This is a genomic window from Microbulbifer mixtoriginis (SeqCode) (genome assembly GCF_052466695.1).
This window is the reverse complement of sequence record NZ_CP174285.1, coordinates 3879553-3901438: the sequence shown is the minus strand read 5'-3', so window position 1 is coordinate 3901438 and position 21886 is coordinate 3879553. Positions and strand designations below refer to the sequence as shown.

Below are 21886 nucleotides of genomic sequence, written 5' to 3'. Positions count from 1 at the left end.
CCGGCCACTGGGGCCGGTTCGGTATTTTAAAGTCTTCTAGGGACCATCAGCCCCCTGAATTAATGGAGGCCAAGGTCTCCTTCTCGCGGTAGTCGACAGTAACATCCTGGCTCTCTTCCAGCCTGGCATCGAATTCCGGATCTTCCTCATCGGTTCCGGAAAGTCCCGCTGCAGGTAACAACTCACCGGATCTCAAACGCATTTCCGGGGAATTCACCGCATCCACTCCACTACTGTAAGGTTTCACCGCACTGAAAATCGCCGGGTCAACCTGGGTGAAGTCCTCAACACCATTTTGGATTGCGGAGCGCAATCCCTGGGATGCCTGGGCACCAGCGATAGACTGCAGCTCGTCACCCTTACTAGTGAAGTTCGGTACCTGCCCAATAAATTCAGGCTCGTAGTAGGAGACAGAAACAATTGCCACATTGGTAAGCGCATCCATACGCAGCGGCACCAACTCGCTACCGATAATACTCCAGAGCTGAGTATCGGTACCCAGAGTGATATTGCCCGCTGTGATATGGGTATCGCCGTAGGTTTCAGCGGTGAGCATGCCAAAGCCCTCACTCGCCAGCTGAACGTTACCGCGACCCGCATTGATTTCATCAATCAGTAGGTTGTCTTTCGCCAGCACCGTAATATCGACATCCGGCCCGGAAGTAGAGATAGCAAGGACATCGACATCGGACTCAATATTGACATCGCCGCTGACCACCAAATCTGCACGCTTAGCTTTGAGGCTACCGCCAATAGTACCCGTGGCACTGCTAAGTACATTAATATCCCCTGATCCATCGTAACCGAGACGCATACCACTGCCAGCAAATCGCAAACCTACGCCGCTTTTGTTGAAGCTGCCGGAATTAACACCGCCATTTTCAAAATCAAAAGCAAAGTCTGTTTCTAACATGAGATTACTGGAAGTGTTATCAAGGAACTCAAAATCAGAGAAGCTAAAGTTGCCTACTTTGTTACCAGAGGATTTCACCTGCCAAGTATCACCAGCAAGGTTGTACTGGAAGGAATCACTTCCGCTGCCACCAGAGAGTGCTACTGTGTCAGAGCTATTCTCATTCACTTCCACGTAGTCATCCCCCTCTCCCAGGGAAATACTATCGATGGTGGTTGCAGAGAGTATGACCGTGTCATTACCTGCACCGGTATCTATTGAAGCAAGCTCACCGCCATTTAAATTAAAAGTATCCTGGCCACTACCCGCATTTATCGTTTCAATACCGCTAAACACAAGCTTTTTGTTATTGCCGCTTACGGTACTCTGCGCATCGTTGATATCCCAAACCGCATCGATATTGGCCCCCTCGATAGTATCGTTTCCACTGCCCGCACTCAGGCTCTCCAGATCCGCAAAAGTGACCCCGGCAACTGTCATGCTGTTGAGGCTATCGAAGACATAGTTACTGCCGATGTCCTGGCCAATATATGTACCCACTCCCTGGACCATCTCAAGATTATCAAACAGAACAGTAAGGCCATTCACCCTGGCTTGAGCCGCTCCGTTTTCTAGGGAGCTGCCATTACTGGAAGATGTCCAGCTAGCGCCACTACCGGCTGCATTAACAGTGTCCTCACCCTCACCAGTATCCACACTTTCAAGCCCGGTAAAGAGAATACCCGCAGCAGTAATATCACCATTGGAAGCCAGAACAAATGTATCCTTGCCAGAGGTACCTACAAGATGGTCAGTACCTCCCTCACTGCTGACTTTAGTAATGCCTGTAAATGCTATTCCCGCAGTGGCGATTCCAGACTCAGTTAGGGCTAAGACATCATCAGCATCAGTACCGTATAACTGTGCATTATTAGTTTCTACATGATCAATACCGCTAAATTGAACACCATTCACCTCAAGGGCATTTGCAGTACCAGCTAACTGCCAACTTCCCGCATCGCTCTGAATCGTATCGCTATCTTCGTTACCACTTCCCGCAGAAACGCTAGCAACAGACGAGAACTCAATACCCCGCGCTTTGAGCGATTTCCCAGTTTTGGCCAGTTCGAAAGTGTCTGCCTGATTATTTGTTGATGCGTCCAGCGACACGTTGTCTGCATCAACCTGCTCAATGCCCTCAAAGCTCACACCTGCAACAGCAAGAGCACCGCGGCCTAATCCCAATACCCAGGTTTCTCCAGCTATATCACTTGTAGCCACAATAGTGTCTGAGCCTTCGCCTGCATCCACAGAATCAAGTTCCATAAATGTCATGTTGTCGACTCGCACTATGGCATCCGCTCCGGACTTACTTAAGGTGAAAGTGTCCGTATGTTCTCCACCCGCCAGCGTGCTGGTGCCGCCGCTGATGAACTCGGCGTTCTGGATGGTGATCGCGCCGTGCTCTACTTCATTCGCATTGTCGGTCAGGGCCCAACCTTGGCCCGCCTGGCCAATCACGGTGTCATCACCACCGTCGGCGGCGACCGTGCTGAGGCCGGCGAACTGCATATTGTCCACCTTCACCAACTGACCCTGGCTGCCGCCGTCGAGGAAGGTGTAGGTGTCAGCGAAGTCTCCCCCCATCAGGGTGCTGATGCCGCCGCTGATAAACTCGGCGTTCTGGATGGTGATCGCGCCGTGCTCTACTTCATTCTCATTGTCGGTCAGGGCCCAACCTTGGCCCGCCTGACCGATCACGGTGTCATCACCACCGGCGGCGGCGACCGTGCTGAGGCCGGCGAACTGCATATTGTCCACCTTCACCAACTGACCCTGGCTGCCGCCGTCGAGGAAGGTGTAGGTGTCAGCGAAGTCTCCCCCCATCAGGGTGCTGATGCCGCCGCTGATAAACTCGGCGTTCTGGATGGTGATCGCGCCGTGCTCTACTTCATTCGCATTGTCGGTCAGGGCCCAACCTTGGCCCGCCTGACCGATCACGGTGTCATCACCACCGGCGGCGGCGACCGTGCTGAGGCCGGCGAACTGCATATTGTCCACCTTCACCAACTGACCCTGGCTGCCGCCGTCGAGGAAGGTGTAGGTGTCAGCGAAGTCTCCCCCCATCAGGGTGCTGATGCCGCCGCTGATAAACTCGGCGTTCTGGATGGTGATCGCGCCGTGCTCTACTTCATTCTCATTGTCGGTCAGGGCCCAACCTTGGCCCGCCTGGCCAATCACGGTGTCATCACCACCGGCGGCGGCGACCGTGCTGAGGCCGGCGAACTGCATATTGTCCACCTTCACCAACTGACCCTGGCTGCCGCCGTCGAGGAAGGTGTAGGTGTCAGCGAAGTCTCCCCCCATCAGGGTGCTGATGCCGCCGCTGATAAACTCGGCGTTCTGGATGGTGATCGCGCCGTGCTCTACTTCATTCTCATTGTCGGTCAGGGCCCAACCTTGGCCCGCCTGACCGATCACGGTGTCATCACCACCGGCGGCGGCGACCGTGCTGAGGCCGGCGAACTGCATATTGTCCACCTTCACCAACTGACCCTGGCTGCCGCCGTCGAGGAAGGTGTAGGTGTCAGCGAAGTCTCCCCCCATCAGGGTGCTGATGCCGCCGCTGATAAACTCGGCGTTCTGGATGGTGATCGCGCCGTGCTCTACTTCATTCGCATTGTCGGTCAGGGCCCAACCTTGGCCCGCCTGACCGATCACGGTGTCATCACCACCGGCGGCGGCGACCGTGCTGAGGCCGGCGAACTGCATATTGTCCACCTTCACCAACTGACCCTGGCTGCCGCCGTCGAGGAAGGTGTAGGTGTCAGCGAAGTCTCCCCCCATCAGGGTGCTGATGCCGCCGCTGATAAACTCGGCGTTCTGGATGGTGATCGCGCCGTGCTCTACTTCATTCTCATTGTCGGTCAGGGCCCAACCTTGGCCCGCCTGGCCAATCACGGTGTCATCACCACCGGCGGCGGCGACCGTGCTGAGGCCGGCGAACTGCATATTGTCCACCTTCACCAACTGACCCTGGCTGCCGCCGTCGAGGAAGGTGTAGGTGTCAGCGAAGTCTCCCCCCATCAGGGTGCTGATGCCGCCGCTGATAAACTCGGCGTTCTGGATGGTGATCGCGCCGTGCTCTACTTCATTCTCATTGTCGGTCAGGGCCCAACCTTGGCCCGCCTGGCCAATCACGGTGTCATCACCACCGGCGGCGGCGACCGTGCTGAGGCCGGCGAACTGCATATTGTCCACCTTCACCAACTGACCCTGGCTGCCGCCGTCGAGGAAGGTGTAGGTGTCAGCGAAGTCTCCCCCCATCAGGGTGCTGATGCCGCCGCTGATAAACTCGGCGTTCTGGATGGTGATCGTGCCGTGCTCTACTTCATTCGCATTGCCGGTCAGGGCCCAACCTTGGCCCGCCTGGCCAATCACGGTGTCATCACCACCGGCGGCGGCGACTGTGCTGAGGCCGGCAAACTGCATATCGTCCACCTTCACCAACTGCCCTTGGCTGCCGCCGTCGAGGAAGGTGTAGGTGTCTGCGAAGTCTCCACCCGCCAGCGTGCTGATGCCGCCGCTGATAAACTCGGCATTCTGGATGGTGATCGCGCCGTGCTCTACTTCATTCGCATTGTCGGTCAGGGCCCAACCTTGGCCCGCCTGACCGATCACGGTGTCATCACCACCGGCGGCGGCGACCGTGCTGAGGCCGGCGAACTGCATATTGTCCACCTTCACCAACTGACCCTGGCTGCCGCCGTCGAGGAAGGTGTAGGTGTCAGCGAAGTCTCCCCCCATCAGGGTGCTGATGCCGCCGCTGATAAACTCGGCGTTTTGGATGGTGATCGTGCCGTGCTCTACTTCATTCGCATTGTCGGTCAGGGCCCAACCTTGGCCCGCCTGACCGATCACGGTGTCATCACCACCGGCGGCGGCGACCGTGCTGAGGCCGGCGAACTGCATATTGTCCACCTTCACCAACTGACCCTGGCTGCCGCCGTCGAGGAAGGTGTAGGTGTCAGCGAAGTCTCCCCCCATCAGGGTGCTGATGCCGCCGCTGATAAACTCGGCGTTCTGGATGGTGATCGCGCCGTGCTCTACTTCATTCGCATTGTCGGTCAGGGCCCAACCTTGGCCCGCCTGGCCAATCACGGTGTCATCACCACCGGCGGCGGCGACCGTGCTGAGGCCGGCGAACTGCATATTGTCCACCTTCACCAACTGACCCTGGCTGCCGCCGTCGAGGAAGGTGTAGGTGTCTGCGAAGTCTCCACCCGCCAGCGTGCTGGTGCCGCCGCTGATAAACTCGGCGTTCTGGATGGTGATCGCGCCGTGCTCTACTTCATTCGCATTGTCGGTCAGGGCCCAACCTTGGCCCGCCTGGCCAATCACGGTGTCATCACCACCGGCGGCGGCGACCGTGCTGAGGCCGGCGAACTGCATATTGTCCACCTTCACCAACTGACCCTGGCTGCCGCCGTCGAGGAAGGTGTAGGTGTCAGCGAAGTCTCCCCCCATCAGGGTGCTGATGCCGCCGCTGATAAACTCGGCGTTCTGGATGGTGATCGTGCCGTGCTCTACTTCATTCTCATTGTCGGTCAGGGCCCAACCTTGGCCCGCCTGGCCAATCACGGTGTCATCACCACCGGCGGCGGCGACCGTGCTGAGGCCGGCGAACTGCATATTGTCCACCTTCACCAACTGACCCTGGCTGCCGCCGTCGAGGAAGGTGTAGGTGTCAGCGAAGTCTCCCCCCATCAGGGTGCTGATGCCGCCGCTGATAAACTCGGCGTTCTGGATGGTGATCGCGCCGTGCTCTACTTCATTCTCATTGTCGGTCAGGGCCCAACCTTGGCCCGCCTGGCCAATCACGGTGTCATCACCACCGGCGGCGGCGACCGTGCTGAGGCCGGCGAACTGCATATTGTCCACCTTCACCAACTGACCCTGGCTGCCGCCGTCGAGGAAGGTGTAGGTGTCAGCGAAGTCTCCCCCCATCAGGGTGCTGATGCCGCCGCTGATAAACTCGGCGTTCTGGATGGTGATCGTGCCGTGCTCTACTTCATTCTCATTGTCGGTCAGGGCCCAACCTTGGCCCGCCTGACCGATCACGGTGTCATCACCACCGGCGGCGGCGACCGTGCTGAGGCCGGCGAACTGCATATTGTCCACCTTCACCAACTGACCCTGGCTGCCGCCGTCGAGGAAGGTGTAGGTGTCAACGAAGTCTCCCCCCATCAGGGTGCTGATGCCGCCGCTGATAAACTCGGCGTTCTGGATGGTGATCGTGCCGTGCTCTACTTCATTCTCATTGTCGGTCAGGGCCCAACCTTGGCCCGCCTGACCGATCACGGTGTCATCACCACCGGCGGCGGCGACCGTGCTGAGGCCGGCGAACTGCATATTGTCCACCTTCACCAACTGACCCTGGCTGCCGCCGTCGAGGAAGGTGTAGGTGTCAGCGAAGTCTCCCCCCATCAGGGTGCTGATGCCGCCGCTGATAAACTCGGCGTTTTGGATGGTGATCGTGCCGTGCTCTACTTCATTCGCATTGTCGGTCAGGGCCCAACCTTGGCCCGCCTGACCGATCACGGTGTCATCACCACCGGCGGCGGCGACCGTGCTGAGGCCGGCGAACTGCATATTGTCCACCTTCACCAACTGACCCTGGCTGCCGCCGTCGAGGAAGGTGTAGGTGTCAGCGAAGTCTCCCCCCATCAGGGTGCTGATGCCGCCGCTGATAAACTCGGCGTTCTGGATGGTGATCGCGCCGTGCTCTACTTCATTCGCATTGTCGGTCAGGGCCCAACCTTGGCCCGCCTGGCCAATCACGGTGTCATCACCACCGGCGGCGGCGACCGTGCTGAGGCCGGCGAACTGCATATTGTCCACCTTCACCAACTGACCCTGGCTGCCGCCGTCGAGGAAGGTGTAGGTGTCTGCGAAGTCTCCACCCGCCAGCGTGCTGGTGCCGCCGCTGATAAACTCGGCGTTCTGGATGGTGATCGCGCCGTGCTCTACTTCATTCGCATTGTCGGTCAGGGCCCAACCTTGGCCCGCCTGGCCAATCACGGTGTCATCACCACCGGCGGCGGCGACCGTGCTGAGGCCGGCGAACTGCATATTGTCCACCTTCACCAACTGACCCTGGCTGCCGCCGTCGAGGAAGGTGTAGGTGTCAGCGAAGTCTCCCCCCATCAGGGTGCTGATGCCGCCGCTGATAAACTCGGCGTTCTGGATGGTGATCGTGCCGTGCTCTACTTCATTCTCATTGTCGGTCAGGGCCCAACCTTGGCCCGCCTGGCCAATCACGGTGTCATCACCACCGGCGGCGGCGACCGTGCTGAGGCCGGCGAACTGCATATTGTCCACCTTCACCAACTGACCCTGGCTGCCGCCGTCGAGGAAGGTGTAGGTGTCAGCGAAGTCTCCCCCCATCAGGGTGCTGATGCCGCCGCTGATAAACTCGGCGTTCTGGATGGTGATCGCGCCGTGCTCTACTTCATTCTCATTGTCGGTCAGGGCCCAACCTTGGCCCGCCTGGCCAATCACGGTGTCATCACCACCGGCGGCGGCGACCGTGCTGAGGCCGGCGAACTGCATATTGTCCACCTTCACCAACTGACCCTGGCTGCCGCCGTCGAGGAAGGTGTAGGTGTCAGCGAAGTCTCCCCCCATCAGGGTGCTGATGCCGCCGCTGATAAACTCGGCGTTCTGGATGGTGATCGCGCCGTGCTCTACTTCATTCTCATTGTCGGTCAGGGCCCAACCTTGGCCCGCCTGGCCAATCACGGTGTCACCTCCATCACCGGCGGCGACTGTGCTGAGACCGGCGAACTGCATATTGTCCACCTTCACTAACTGCCCTTGGCTGCCGCCGTCTAGGAAGGTGTAGGTGTCAGCAAAGCCTTCTTTGCCCGTCAGCGTGCTACCGCCTCCACTAATTAAATTCGCATTTTTTATAATAATTCCTGCATGACTTACTTCATTATCATTAGCAGTCAAAGCCCAGCCTAAATTTGAGTACCCTTCTAAACCTGCATTCTTTGCAATTAAGTAAGAGACATCAAAAAATGTAATGCCATTATTCGTCGCAGTGTTAGCGTTATTAATTATCCAGTTGTGGCCAAGTAAACCAGTTACAGTTCTTGCATAGCCATTTGTTTTAACACTTGTTACACCAGTGAAATTAAATTCATATCCAGGATTTTGCGAATCAGTATCAGATGAAACCAACCCATCCCCTAATACATAAAAATCTCCTTCTTGGGACGCCCCAATAACAATGCTACTGGAGATAATGTCACTGAGATTAACGAATTGGATCCCGTTGATTTTTCCATTTTCTAGATTTGCCTCATCGACGGATAAGGTGTCCTGGCCTCCCAATGCATCGACAAGTGTCACCCCAGTAAAATCGATCGCTGAGGCAACAACAAGGTTGTCATTTCCGTTTTCAATTATGCTGAAAGCATCAACATTATCGGTGCCATAGAGAGTTGTGGTGTAAGCGTCTTCAATATCCTGGAAAAGTAACCCCTGAGAGTAAAGACGTAACTCTCCAGCAATACCTGTTAGCTCCAGACCATTAGAGTAATTTTCGGCATCTACATAATCATCGCCGCCCAAAGCATTGACAGACTCAAGACCAGTAAACGTTAAGCCATTAACCTGTAGCTCAGCACTGTCATTAAAAGTAAATATTTCTTTATCATTGGTGCCTAGTAAAATATCCGATGTATTAACACCAGCATGTGCTCCGGCTTCCACTCGGGTAAGCCCATTGAAGTGCATTCCATCAACTTGGATCGCCGTTGTGCTATCAGCATTTTTTACAATTTGGTAGCTATCATTGCTATTGGACGCACCCTGCAGTATTCCATTGCCGCCACTGAATATATCAGCATCGTTGATGATGACATCGGCATGCTCTACCTGGTTATCACTCGCTGTGAGCGCCCAGTTTCTATTGTTAACACTACTGTTAATCGTGTCTGTAAAAGAGCTTGAGTCCCCAGCGCTTAAAATATCAATACCGGTAAAGGCCATGCCTTTAGTATCAATCTGGGTCTTTTGCTGTCCATTATCTGTGTAAGCAGAAAGCGTAAATATTTCATCTTGGTCATTTCTGCCAACCAACTCGCCAACATTTGCCTGGATAGTTTCTACATCACTGAAGGCAATATTGTAGCCTGTGATCTCTTTATTTCCGGATCCCAAAATCCACTGGCTGCCGGTTTGCCCAGTACCGTCAATAATACTGTCTGTACCCGCACCGGTATTGAGGCTTGCAATACCGGTAAAGGCTATCTCATTGGCCTTGAAGGCCTTGTCCCCAGTAATCTCGATCGTATCGGCTAAGTCTGAGCCGACAAGGTTTTCACCACCAGTACCCGCTACCTCAATCTGTTTAAATAAGATATTGCTGGTAATCAGTTCTTTTGCGATTCCGGTTAGCGCAACCGTTTCTCCAGCCTTTGCATTCACGGTGTCGGCAATATTAGTATCGTTGCCGGCTAATACAGAGCTCACATCCGAGAACTGGATGCCTTTGCTGCGCAGCTTATTATCACCCTCTACGGTGAAGGTGTCTGCACCCGTGGTGCCGGTTAAAATTCCTGTATTAGTAACCGCATCAATGCCACTAAAGTTAATGTCATAGCTGCTACCATTAGGATCGATGGTTACACCAAAGGCATTATTACCTTGAAGAGTAACTGCACCGGTTGCATCTACCGTGTCCGTATAATTAGTATCATCCGTATTCGCATTCACATTGCGAATACCTTTAAAGATCATGGAGTCAACGGTGATATCGCCTGTCAGGGAAAGCTGATAGCTATCTCCGTTATCAGCGGCACCAACGAGGGTGTTATTACCACCCGTCAGACTACGCATTCCTGCAAAAGTAATGCCTGAGTGCTTAACTTCATTATCCGCAGAAACGAGTTCCCACTGGTCACTGGTCTCAGAGGTAACAGCTCCACTAGAGCCAGTATCAACAATACGATCAACACCGGAGAAGGTGATCGCTTTAGCGAAAACTTTGTTGGTATCTTTTACTGTATAAGCGATATCCGCACCCAGCAGATTACTCGCTACCGCTTCATTAATACCGGATATCGTAATATCGATAATATTGCCATCGGTAAAATCTGCTTTTACCTTGTTGTCATCTAGCAAAAGAAGATTGCCAATAATAGCACTGGCATCTAGTGATGCAGTACCGTTACCCTCAATTGTGGTAAACCCAGTAAAGCGAATAGTATCAGCATCAATACGTCCATCACTAGTCAGGGCAAATTCATTATCATCGTTCTTACTTTCCAGTGTGCCCTGATTATCTGAAGCGGTGACTTTTTCTATATTGGTAAAGGTAATTCCGCTGCTTGTGGCTTCTTTATCTGTATTCGAGAGACTCCATGTACTGTTGGCTACAAGCGTACTAACGGTGTCAGTGCCCTCGCCGGTATCAATCGTTTTATTGAAGCCAGTAAAGTCGATATTATTAGCCGTGAGCTTGTCACCGGTACTGGCTATGATAAAGCTGTCATCTATAGCCGATCCGACAATCTTGCCGTTCGAGTTGTTAATAAAGGCGACCTGTTCAATATCTTTGAACAGGATATTGGCATTGCGCAGCTCTTCTTGATTTCCGGTGAGATTTACATCAGTTTCTGTATTCAGTTGATCAGAAATGCCATCATTACTTGTGCCTCCAGCATTAACTTCTTCAATACCGGTGAAGCTAATACCGTAAGTATGTAATTCGCCACTAAGGAAACCAAACGTATCGGCCTCGTCGGTACCGATCAAAATATCTGTTGTGTTAACACCAGCATGTGCTCCGGCTTCCACTCGGGTAAGCCCATTGAAGTGCATTCCATCAACTTGGATCGCCGTTGTGCTATCAGCATTTTTTACAATTTGGTAGCTATCATTGCTATTGGACGCACCCTGCAGTATTCCATTGCCGCCACTGAATATATCAGCATCGTTGATGATGACATCGGCATGCTCTACCTGATTATCACTCGCTGTGAGCGCCCAGTTTCTATTGTTAACACTACTGTTAATCGTGTCTGTAAAAGAGCTTGAGTCCCCAGCGCTTAAAATATCAATACCGGTAAAGGCCATGCCTTTAGTATCAATCTGGGTCTTTTGCTGTCCATTATCTGTGTAAGCAGAAAGCGTAAATATTTCATCTTGGTCATTTCTGCCAACCAACTCGCCAACATTTGCCTGGATAGTTTCTACATCACTGAAGGCAATATTGTAGCCTGTGATCTCTTTATTTCCGGATCCCAAAATCCACTGGCTGCCGGTTTGCCCAGTACCGTCAATAATACTGTCTGTACCCGCACCGGTATTGAGGCTTGCAATACCGGTAAAGGCTATCTCATTGGCCTTGAAGGCCTTGTCCCCAGTAATCTCGATCGTATCGGCTAAGTCTGAGCCGACAAGGTTTTCACCACCAGTACCCGCTACCTCAATCTGTTTAAATAAGATATTGCTGGTAATCAGTTCTTTTGCGATTCCGGTTAGCGCAACCGTTTCTCCAGCCTTTGCATTCACGGTGTCGGCAATATTAGTATCGTTGCCGGCTAATACAGAGCTCACATCCGAGAACTGGATGCCTTTGCTGCGCAGCTTATTATCACCCTCTACGGTGAAGGTGTCTGCACCCGTGGTGCCGGTTAAAATTCCTGTATTAGTAACCGCATCAATGCCACTAAAGTTGATGTCATAGCTGCTACCATTAGGATCGATGGTTACACCAAAGGCATTATTACCTTGAAGAGTAACTGCACCGGTTGCATCTACCGTGTCCGTATAATTAGTATCATCCGTATTCGCATTCACATTGCGAATACCTTTAAAGATCATGGAGTCAACGGTGATATCGCCTGTCAGGGAAAGCTGATAGCTATCTCCGTTATCAGCGGCACCAACGAGGGTGTTATTACCACCCGTCAGACTACGCATTCCTGCAAAAGTAATGCCTGAGTGCTTAACTTCATTATCCGCAGAAACGAGTTCCCACTGGTCGCTGGTCTCAGAGGTAACAGCTCCACTAGAGCCAGTATCAACAATACGATCAACACCGGAGAAGGTGATCGCTTTAGCGAAAACTTTGTTGGTATCTTTTACTGTATAAGCGATATCCGCACCCAGCAGATTACTCGCTACCGCTTCATTAATACCGGATATCGTAATATCGATAATATTGCCATCGGTAAAATCTGCTTTTACCTTGTTGTCATCTAGCAAAAGAAGATTGCCACTAATAGCACTGGCATCTAGTGACGCAGTACCGTTACCCTCAATTGTGGTAAATCCAGTAAAGCGAATAGCATCAGCATCAATACGTCCATCACTAGTCAGGGCAAATTCATTATCATCGTTCTTACTTTCCAGTGTGCCCTGATTATCTGAAGCGGTGACTTTTTCTATATTGGTAAAGGTAATTCCGCTGCTTGTGGCTTCTTTATCTGTATTCGAGAGACTCCATGTACTGTTGGCTACAAGCGTACTAACGGTGTCAGTGCCCTCGCCGGTATCAATCGTTTTATTGAAGCCAGTAAAGTCGATATTATTAGCCGTGAGCTTGTCACCGGTACTGGCTATGATAAAGCTGTCATCTATAGCCGATCCGACAATCTTGCCGTTCGAGTTGTTAATAAAGGCGACCTGTTCAATATCTTTGAACAGGATATTGGCATTGCGCAGCTCTTCTTGATTTCCGGTGAGATTTACATCAGTTTCTGTATTCAGTTGATCAGAAATTCCATCATTACTTGTGCCTCCAGCATTAACTTCTTCAATACCGGTGAAGCTGATACCGTAAGTATGTAATTCGCCACTAAGGAAACCAAACGTATCGGCCTCGTCGGTACCGATCAAAATATCTGTTGTGTTAACACCAGCATGTGCTCCGGCTTCCACTCGGGTAAGCCCATTAAAGTGCATCCCATCAACTTGGATCGCCGTTGTGCTATCAGCATTTTTTACAATTTGGTAGCTATCATTGCTATTGGACGCACCCTGCAGTATTCCATTGCCGCCACTGAATATATCAGCATCGTTGATGATGACATCGGCATGCTCTACCTGATTATCACTCGCTGTGAGCGCCCAGTTTCTATTGTTAACACTACTGTTAATCGTGTCTGTAAAAGAGCTTGAGTCCCCAGCGCTTAAAATATCAATACCGGTAAAGGCCATGCCTTTAGTATCAATCTGGGTCTTTTGCTGTCCATTATCTGTGTAAGCAGAAAGCGTAAATATTTCATCTTGGTCATTTCTGCCAACCAACTCGCCAACATTTGCCTGGATAGTTTCTACATCACTGAAGGCAATATTGTAGCCTGTGATCTCTTTATTTCCGGATCCCAAAATCCACTGGCTGCCGGTTTGCCCAGTACCGTCAATAATACTGTCTGTACCCGCACCGGTATTGAGGCTTGCAATACCGGTAAAGGCTATCTCATTGGCCTTGAAGGCCTTGTCCCCAGTAATCTCGATCGTATCGGCTAAGTCTGAGCCGACAAGGTTTTCACCACCAGTACCCGCTACCTCAATCTGTTTAAATAAGATATTGCTGGTAATCAGTTCTTTTGCGATTCCGGTTAGCGCAACCGTTTCTCCAGCCTTTGCATTCACGGTGTCGGCAATATTAGTATCGTTGCCGGCTAATACAGAGCTCACATCCGAGAACTGGATGCCTTTGCTGCGCAGCTTATTATCACCCTCTACGGTGAAGGTGTCTGCACCCGTGGTGCCGGTTAAAATTCCTGTATTAGTAACCGCATCAATGCCACTAAAGTTGATGTCATAGCTGCTACCATTAGGATCGATGGTTACACCAAAGGCATTATTACCTTGAAGAGTAACTGCACCGGTTGCATCTACCGTGTCCGTATAATTAGTATCATCCGTATTCGCATTCACATTGCGAATACCTTTAAAGATCATGGAGTCAACGGTGATATCGCCTGTCAGGGAAAGCTGATAGCTATCTCCGTTATCAGCGGCACCAACGAGGGTGTTATTACCACCCGTCAGACTACGCATTCCTGCAAAAGTAATGCCTGAGTGCTTAACTTCATTATCCGCAGAAACGAGTTCCCACTGGTCACTGGTCTCAGAGGTAACAGCTCCACTAGAGCCAGTATCAACAATACGATCAACACCGGAGAAGGTGATCGCTTTAGCGAAAACTTTGTTGGTATCTTTTACTGTATAAGCGATATCCGCACCCAGCAGATTACTCGCTACCGCTTCATTAATACCGGATATCGTAATATCGATAATATTGCCATCGGTAAAATCTGCTTTTACCTTGTTGTCATCTAGCAAAAGAAGATTGCCACTAATAGCACTGGCATCTAGTGACGCAGTACCGTTACCCTCAATTGTGGTAAATCCAGTAAAGCGAATAGCATCAGCATCAATACGTCCATCACTAGTCAGGGCAAATTCATTATCATCGTTCTTACTTTCCAGTGTGCCCTGATTATCTGAAGCGGTGACTTTTTCTATATTGGTAAAGGTAATTCCGCTGCTTGTGGCTTCTTTATCTGTATTCGAGAGACTCCATGTACTGTTGGCTACAAGCGTACTAACGGTGTCAGTGCCCTCGCCGGTATCAATCGTTTTATTGAAGCCAGTAAAGTCGATATTATTAGCCGTGAGCTTGTCACCGGTACTGGCAATGATAAAGCTGTCATCTATAGCCGATCCGACAATCTTGCCGTTCGAGTTGTTAATAAAGGCGACCTGTTCAATATCTTTGAACAGGATATTGGCATTGCGCAGCTCTTCTTGATTTCCGGTGAGATTTACATCAGTTTCTGTATTCAGTTGATCAGAAATGCCATCATTACTTGTGCCTCCAGCATTAACTTCTTCAATACCGGTGAAGCTAATACCGTAAGTATGTAATTCGCCACTAAGGAAACCAAACGTATCGGCCTCGTCGGTACCGATCAAAATATCTGTTGTGTTAACACCAGCATGTGCTCCGGCTTCCACTCTGGTAAGCCCATTAAAGTGCATCCCATCAACTTGGATCGCCGTTGTGCTATCAGCATTTTTTACAATTTGGTAGCTATCATTGCTATTGGACGCACCCTGCAGTATTCCATTGCCGCCACTGAATATATCAGCATCGTTGATGATGACATCGGCATGCTCTACCTGATTATCACTCGCTGTGAGCGCCCAGTTTCTATTGTTAACACTACTGTTAATCGTGTCTGTAAAAGAGCTTGAGTCCCCAGCGCTTAAAATATCAATACCGGTAAAGGCCATGCCTTTAGTATCAATCTGGGTCTTTTGCTGTCCATTATCTGTGTAAGCAGAAAGCGTAAATATTTCATCTTGGTCATTTCTGCCAACCAACTCGCCAACATTTGCCTGGATAGTTTCTACATCACTGAAGGCAATATTGTAGCCTGTGATCTCTTTATTTCCGGATCCCAAAATCCACTGGCTGCCGGTTTGCCCAGTACCGTCAATAATACTGTCTGTACCCGCACCGGTATTGAGGCTTGCAATACCGGTAAAGGCTATCTCATTGGCCTTGAAGGCCTTGTCCCCAGTAATCTCGATCGTATCGGCTAAGTCTGAGCCGACAAGGTTTTCACCACCAGTACCCGCTACCTCAATCTGTTTAAATAAGATATTGCTGGTAATCAGTTCTTTTGCGATTCCGGTTAGCGCAACCGTTTCTCCAGCCTTTGCATTCACGGTGTCGGCAATATTAGTATCGTTGCCGGCTAATACAGAGCTCACATCCGAGAACTGGATGCCTTTGCTGCGCAGCTTATTATCACCCTCTACGGTGAAGGTGTCTGCACCCGTGGTGCCGGTTAAAATTCCTGTATTAGTAACCGCATCAATGCCACTAAAGTTGATGTCATAGCTGCTACCATTAGGATCGATGGTTACACCAAAGGCATTATTACCTTGAAGAGTAACTGCACCGGTTGCATCTACCGTGTCCGTATAATTAGTATCATCCGTATTCGCATTCACATTGCGAATACCTTTAAAGATCATGGAGTCAACGGTGATATCGCCTGTCAGGGAAAGCTGATAGCTATCTCCGTTATCAGCGGCACCAACGAGGGTGTTATTACCACCCGTCAGACTACGCATTCCTGCAAAAGTAATGCCTGAGTGCTTAACTTCATTATCCGCAGAAACGAGTTCCCACTGGTCACTGGTCTCAGAGGTAACAGCTCCACTAGAGCCAGTATCAACAATACGATCAACACCGGAGAAGGTGATCGCTTTAGCGAAAACTTTGTTGGTATCTTTTACTGTATAAGCGATATCCGCACCCAGCAGATTACTCGCTACCGCTTCATTAATACCGGATATCGTAATATCGATAATATTGCCATCGGTAAAATCTGCTTTTACCTTGTTGTCATCTAGCAAAAGAAGATTGCCACTAATAGCACTGGCATCTAGTGACGCAGTACCGTTACCCTCAATTGTGGTAAATCCAGTAAAGCGAATAGCATCAGCATCAATACGTCCATCACTAGTCAGGGCAAATTCATTATCATCGTTCTTACTTTCCAGTGTGCCCTGATTATCTGAAGCGGTGACTTTTTCTATATTGGTAAAGGTAATTCCGCTGCTTGTGGCTTCTTTATCTGTATTCGAGAGACTCCATGTACTGTTGGCTACAAGCGTACTAACGGTGTCAGTGCCCTCGCCGGTATCAATCGTTTTATTGAAGCCAGTAAAGTCGATATTATTAGCCGTGAGCTTGTCACCGGTACTGGCAATGATAAAGCTGTCATCTATAGCCGATCCGACAATCTTGCCGTTCGAGTTGTTAATAAAGGCGACCTGTTCAATATCTTTGAACAGGATATTGGCATTGCGCAGCTCTTCTTGATTTCCGGTGAGATTTACATCAGTTTCTGTATTCAGTTGATCAGAAATGCCATCATTACTTGTGCCTCCAGCATTAACTTCTTCAATACCGGTGAAGCTAATACCGTAAGTATGTAATTCGCCACTAAGGAAACCAAACGTATCGGCCTCGTCGGTACCGATCAAAATATCTGTTGTGTTAACACCAGCATGTGCTCCGGCTTCCACTCGGGTAAGCCCATTGAAGTGCATTCCATCAACTTGGATCGCCGTTGTGCTATCAGCATTTTTTACAATTTGGTAGCTATCATTGCTATTGGACGCACCCTGCAGTATTCCATTGCCGCCACTGAATATATCAGCATCGTTGATGATGACATCGGCATGCTCTACCTGGTTATCACTCGCTGTGAGCGCCCAGTTTCTATTGTTAACACTACTGTTAATCGTGTCTGTAAAAGAGCTTGAGTCCCCAGCGCTTAAAATATCAATACCGGTAAAGGCCATGCCTTTAGTATCAATCTGGGTCTTTTGCTGTCCATTATCTGTGTAAGCAGAAAGCGTAAATATTTCATCTTGGTCATTTCTGCCAACCAACTCGCCAACATTTGCCTGGATAGTTTCTACATCACTGAAGGCAATATTGTAGCCTGTGATCTCTTTATTTCCGGATCCCAAAATCCACTGGCTGCCGGTTTGCCCAGTACCGTCAATAATACTGTCTGTACCCGCACCGGTATTGAGGCTTGCAATACCGGTAAAGGCTATCTCATTGGCCTTGAAGGCCTTGTCCCCAGTAATCTCGATCGTATCGGCTAAGTCTGAGCCGACAAGGTTTTCACCACCAGTACCCGCTACCTCAATCTGTTTAAATAAGATATTGCTGGTAATCAGTTCTTTTGCGATTCCGGTTAGCGCAACCGTTTCTCCAGCCTTTGCATTCACGGTGTCGGCAATATTAGTATCGTTGCCGGCTAATACAGAGCTCACATCCGAGAACTGGATGCCTTTGCTGCGCAGCTTATTATCACCCTCTACGGTGAAGGTGTCTGCACCCGTGGTGCCGGTTAAAATTCCTGTATTAGTAACCGCATCAATGCCACTAAAGTTGATGTCATAGCTGCTACCATTAGGATCGATGGTTACACCAAAGGCATTATTACCTTGAAGAGTAACTGCACCGGTTGCATCTACCGTGTCCGTATAATTAGTATCATCCGTATTCGCATTCACATTGCGAATACCTTTAAAGATCATGGAGTCAACGGTGATATCGCCTGTCAGGGAAAGCTGATAGCTATCTCCGTTATCAGCGGCACCAACGAGGGTGTTATTACCACCCGTCAGACTACGCATTCCTGCAAAAGTAATGCCTGAGTGCTTAACTTCATTATCCGCAGAAACGAGTTCCCACTGGTCACTGGTCTCAGAGGTAACAGCTCCACTAGAGCCAGTATCAACAATACGATCAACACCGGAGAAGGTGATCGCTTTAGCGAAAACTTTGTTGGTATCTTTTACTGTATAAGCGATATCCGCACCCAGCAGATTACTCGCTACCGCTTCATTAATACCGGATATCGTAATATCGATAATATTGCCATCGGTAAAATCTGCTTTTACCTTGTTGTCATCTAGCAAAAGAAGATTGCCACTAATAGCACTGGCATCTAGTGACGCAGTACCGTTACCCTCAATTGTGGTAAATCCAGTAAAGCGAATAGCATCAGCATCAATACGTCCATCACTAGTCAGGGCAAATTCATTATCATCGTTCTTACTTTCCAGTGTGCCCTGATTATCTGAAGCGGTGACTTTTTCTATATTGGTAAAGGTAATTCCGCTGCTTGTGGCTTCTTTATCTGTATTCGAGAGACTCCATGTACTGTTGGCTACAAGCGTACTAACGGTGTCAGTGCCCTCGCCGGTATCAATCGTTTTATTGAAGCCAGTAAAGTCGATATTATTAGCCGTGAGCTTGTCACCGGTACTGGCAATGATAAAGCTGTCATCTATAGCCGATCCGACAATCTTGCCGTTCGAGTTGTTAATAAAGGCGACCTGTTCAATATCTTTGAACAGGATATTGGCATTGCGCAGCTCTTCTTGATTTCCGGTGAGATTTACATCAGTTTCTGTATTCAGTTGATCAGAAATGCCATCATTACTTGTGCCTCCAGCATTAACTTCTTCAATACCGGTGAAGCTAATACCGTAAGTATGTAATTCGCCACTAAGGAAACCAAACGTATCGGCCTCGTCGGTACCGATCAAAATATCTGTTGTGTTAACACCAGCATGTGCTCCGGCTTCCACTCGGGTAAGCCCATTGAAGTGCATTCCATCAACTTGGATCGCCGTTGTGCTATCAGCATTTTTTACAATTTGGTAGCTATCATTGCTATTGGACGCACCCTGCAGTATTCCATTGCCGCCACTGAATATATCAGCATCGTTGATGATGACATCGGCATGCTCTACCTGGTTATCACTCGCTGTGAGCGCCCAGTTTCTATTGTTAACACTACTGTTAATCGTGTCTGTAAAAGAGCTTGAGTCCCCAGCGCTTAAAATATCAATACCGGTAAAGGCCATGCCTTTAGTATCAATCTGGGTCTTTTGCTGTCCATTATCTGTGTAAGCAGAAAGTGTAAAGATTTCATCTTGGTCATTTCTGCCAACCAGCTCACCAACATTTGCCTGGATAGTTTCTACATCACTGAAGGCAATATTGTAGCCTGTGATTTCTTTATTCCCGGCCCCCAAAATCCACTGACTGCCGGTTTGCCCAGTACTGTCAATAATACTGTCTGTACCCGCACCGGTATTAAGAGTTTCGATGCTAGAAAAGGACAATTTTAGATGATTTACATTGGTCTCATCAGGGTTTGTTGAGGTTGATACCAGATCAAATGCATTATTCCCAGTGATGAATACTTCATCTTGCCAATCACTAAGAACAAATATATCAGAACCACTGCCACCTAAAACGTTGAAAGTAGCTTGCGATGCACCATCAAAATAAATCTTACCAAGATAATTAGTTGAGCCCTCACCTTTTTGACCAATTTTTAATTCGAAACTATCTCCTTCAAAAGCACCCTGACCATCTGAGACACCTGAAAAATTTATCTTACCGTAATTATTAAAAGAACCACCAGCAGATAAATTAATCTTATTAGCAACTATTTCTGCTACCTTATCTCCATCCAGATTATTTTCGATATCCCCTTGAGCTATAATCTGAATATTTTCAGCAGTTATGGAACCAAAATAACTATCATTCAATACGGCCGATGCGGCATTAATGAAACTACCATCTGTTACCACAGAAAAGTTTACTAGGCCTTGAATAGTTCCGTTATTAATCACATCTGTTTTGGCAAGGATAGAGAGGCTACCAGCTCCACCAGCATCTACAGTTGCATCTTGGTGTATCATTACTCCAGCATGGGAATCTAGAGTTAATGTAGTATTACTGCTCCAACTCAAGTTATTTCGAATACGTATTCCGTAAGTAAAATCACCAGAATAACTTTCATTACCACTATTCCAAGCAGCATTTGCAGTATTATCGGAAGTTGTTTTTACAGTTACACTATTATTAGTTAAAGCGTCCTGTAATGTACCCACACTCATGCAGTTACTTATGCACTCAGGAACATCCTCTGAACTATCATCTAGGATATCGAACCAACCTGGATCTAATAGCCATTCTCCTGTAATTCCTTTGCCATGGCTTAATGTAGAAACATACATGCCATCTTCACCAAGGTTAAGATAAACCTTACCTGAAGTTTCGACAAAACCACCATCACCACCTTGCTTACCTGACTCGGCTAAAATAGTTCCGGCAAAATTCGTAGTATGGTCGGCCCAAACAATAACCTCACCACCATCGCTTTCGCCTAAACCACTCGCGTCAATATGAGCATCTTCAGTGACTGTTGTTTTTTTGGCATTACGAATCCGGGAATTTTTTCCTTGATAATCTCCACCGATTAATGCTTCACCACCTGCCGTCGTGCCACGGGCATCTATGGTGCCGCTGACCAGCACTTCATCGCCGAGAACCATGGCCTGACCGCCCCGGCCAGCGCTACCACGAACATCAATCGCACCACTGTGTTCTGCAGTATCACCCTCGAGCACCACCTGACCGCCCGTGGAACCAGCGGCTTGTAACTCGCCACTATTGATGACACTGGAACCCGAACCAAATAAACGGATTTTACCTCCGCTGGTGTCGATTCCCTGTGCTTTAATCGTGCCTTCGTTATTTACTGCAGCAGTAAATAAGTCACCAGATACGCTCGCTTCCAGGAGTACCTGGGCACCATCGATATTACCTTCATTTAAAACGGCGCTATCAACACCGAGGTCGTTTTCCATCACCTCTTTAGTAACTTGTACACCGATCATGCCGTCGGCATCGAAGGTAAGGATCGCTTCATCTGCAGCGGCCAAACTGACCAGCTCTGCGCTAATCAGACCTGACGAGGCGTTGGTGACTTGTTTACCTACCAATACAGCACTGGCTGCATTGATAACACCTTTATTGACAACAAAGCCCGCGGAGCCGTCCTCTCCCTTAAAGGTAAAGTCGCCATTCATAAAATCCTCTGGGCTCATATCGAGCCCAGAGGCGGTAATGGCACCAACATTAATAGTGGCACTTTCGGTAAAGAGTACCCCGCGCGGGTTTACTAGAATAACGTGGCCATTTGCTTCAATGGAGCCATGAATCTTACTAGCACTTTGATCCAAAATTCGGTTGAGTACGACTGAGGAGGTATTTGGCTGAAGAAACTTTACAAGCTCTTCAGCACTTAGATTAAAAGAATCCCAATCTATCGAGAGCAGATCAGTATTTTGATCGATTGTGGTGATCGTACCATTCACATCGATTGTGCCACTACCGCCGGTTACCACACCGCCTTCCGGGCCCGCATGTGCCAGAGGGCTTAGTAAGCCTGCAAACATGCCAGCATACGCTAAGCGAGATACCTTGATTGCAGAAGTCAGTTTTTTCAGTTCAAGAGTATTTATTTTGGCTTTCATACCGGTACCTTGCATAGAGCGGTCAGGTCA

General features: G+C 49.4%; 1 protein-coding gene. It reads right to left on the bottom strand.

The window, feature by feature from the left end; all coding sequences use genetic code 11:
• Positions 1–46 precede the first annotated feature (46 nt).
• The gene (locus tag ACJJI0_RS16865; RefSeq protein WP_444883490.1) at positions 47–21856 is read right to left on the bottom strand and encodes a filamentous hemagglutinin N-terminal domain-containing protein; all 21810 of its coding nucleotides are present in this window, start codon (positions 21854–21856) and stop codon (positions 47–49) included.
• Positions 21857–21886: the final 30 nt, after the last annotated feature.

Coding starts and splice junctions, on each gene's coding strand:
- ACJJI0_RS16865 (WP_444883490.1), bottom strand. CDS start 21,856: ATGAAAGCCAAAATAAATACTCTTGAACTGAAAAAACTGACTTCTGCA.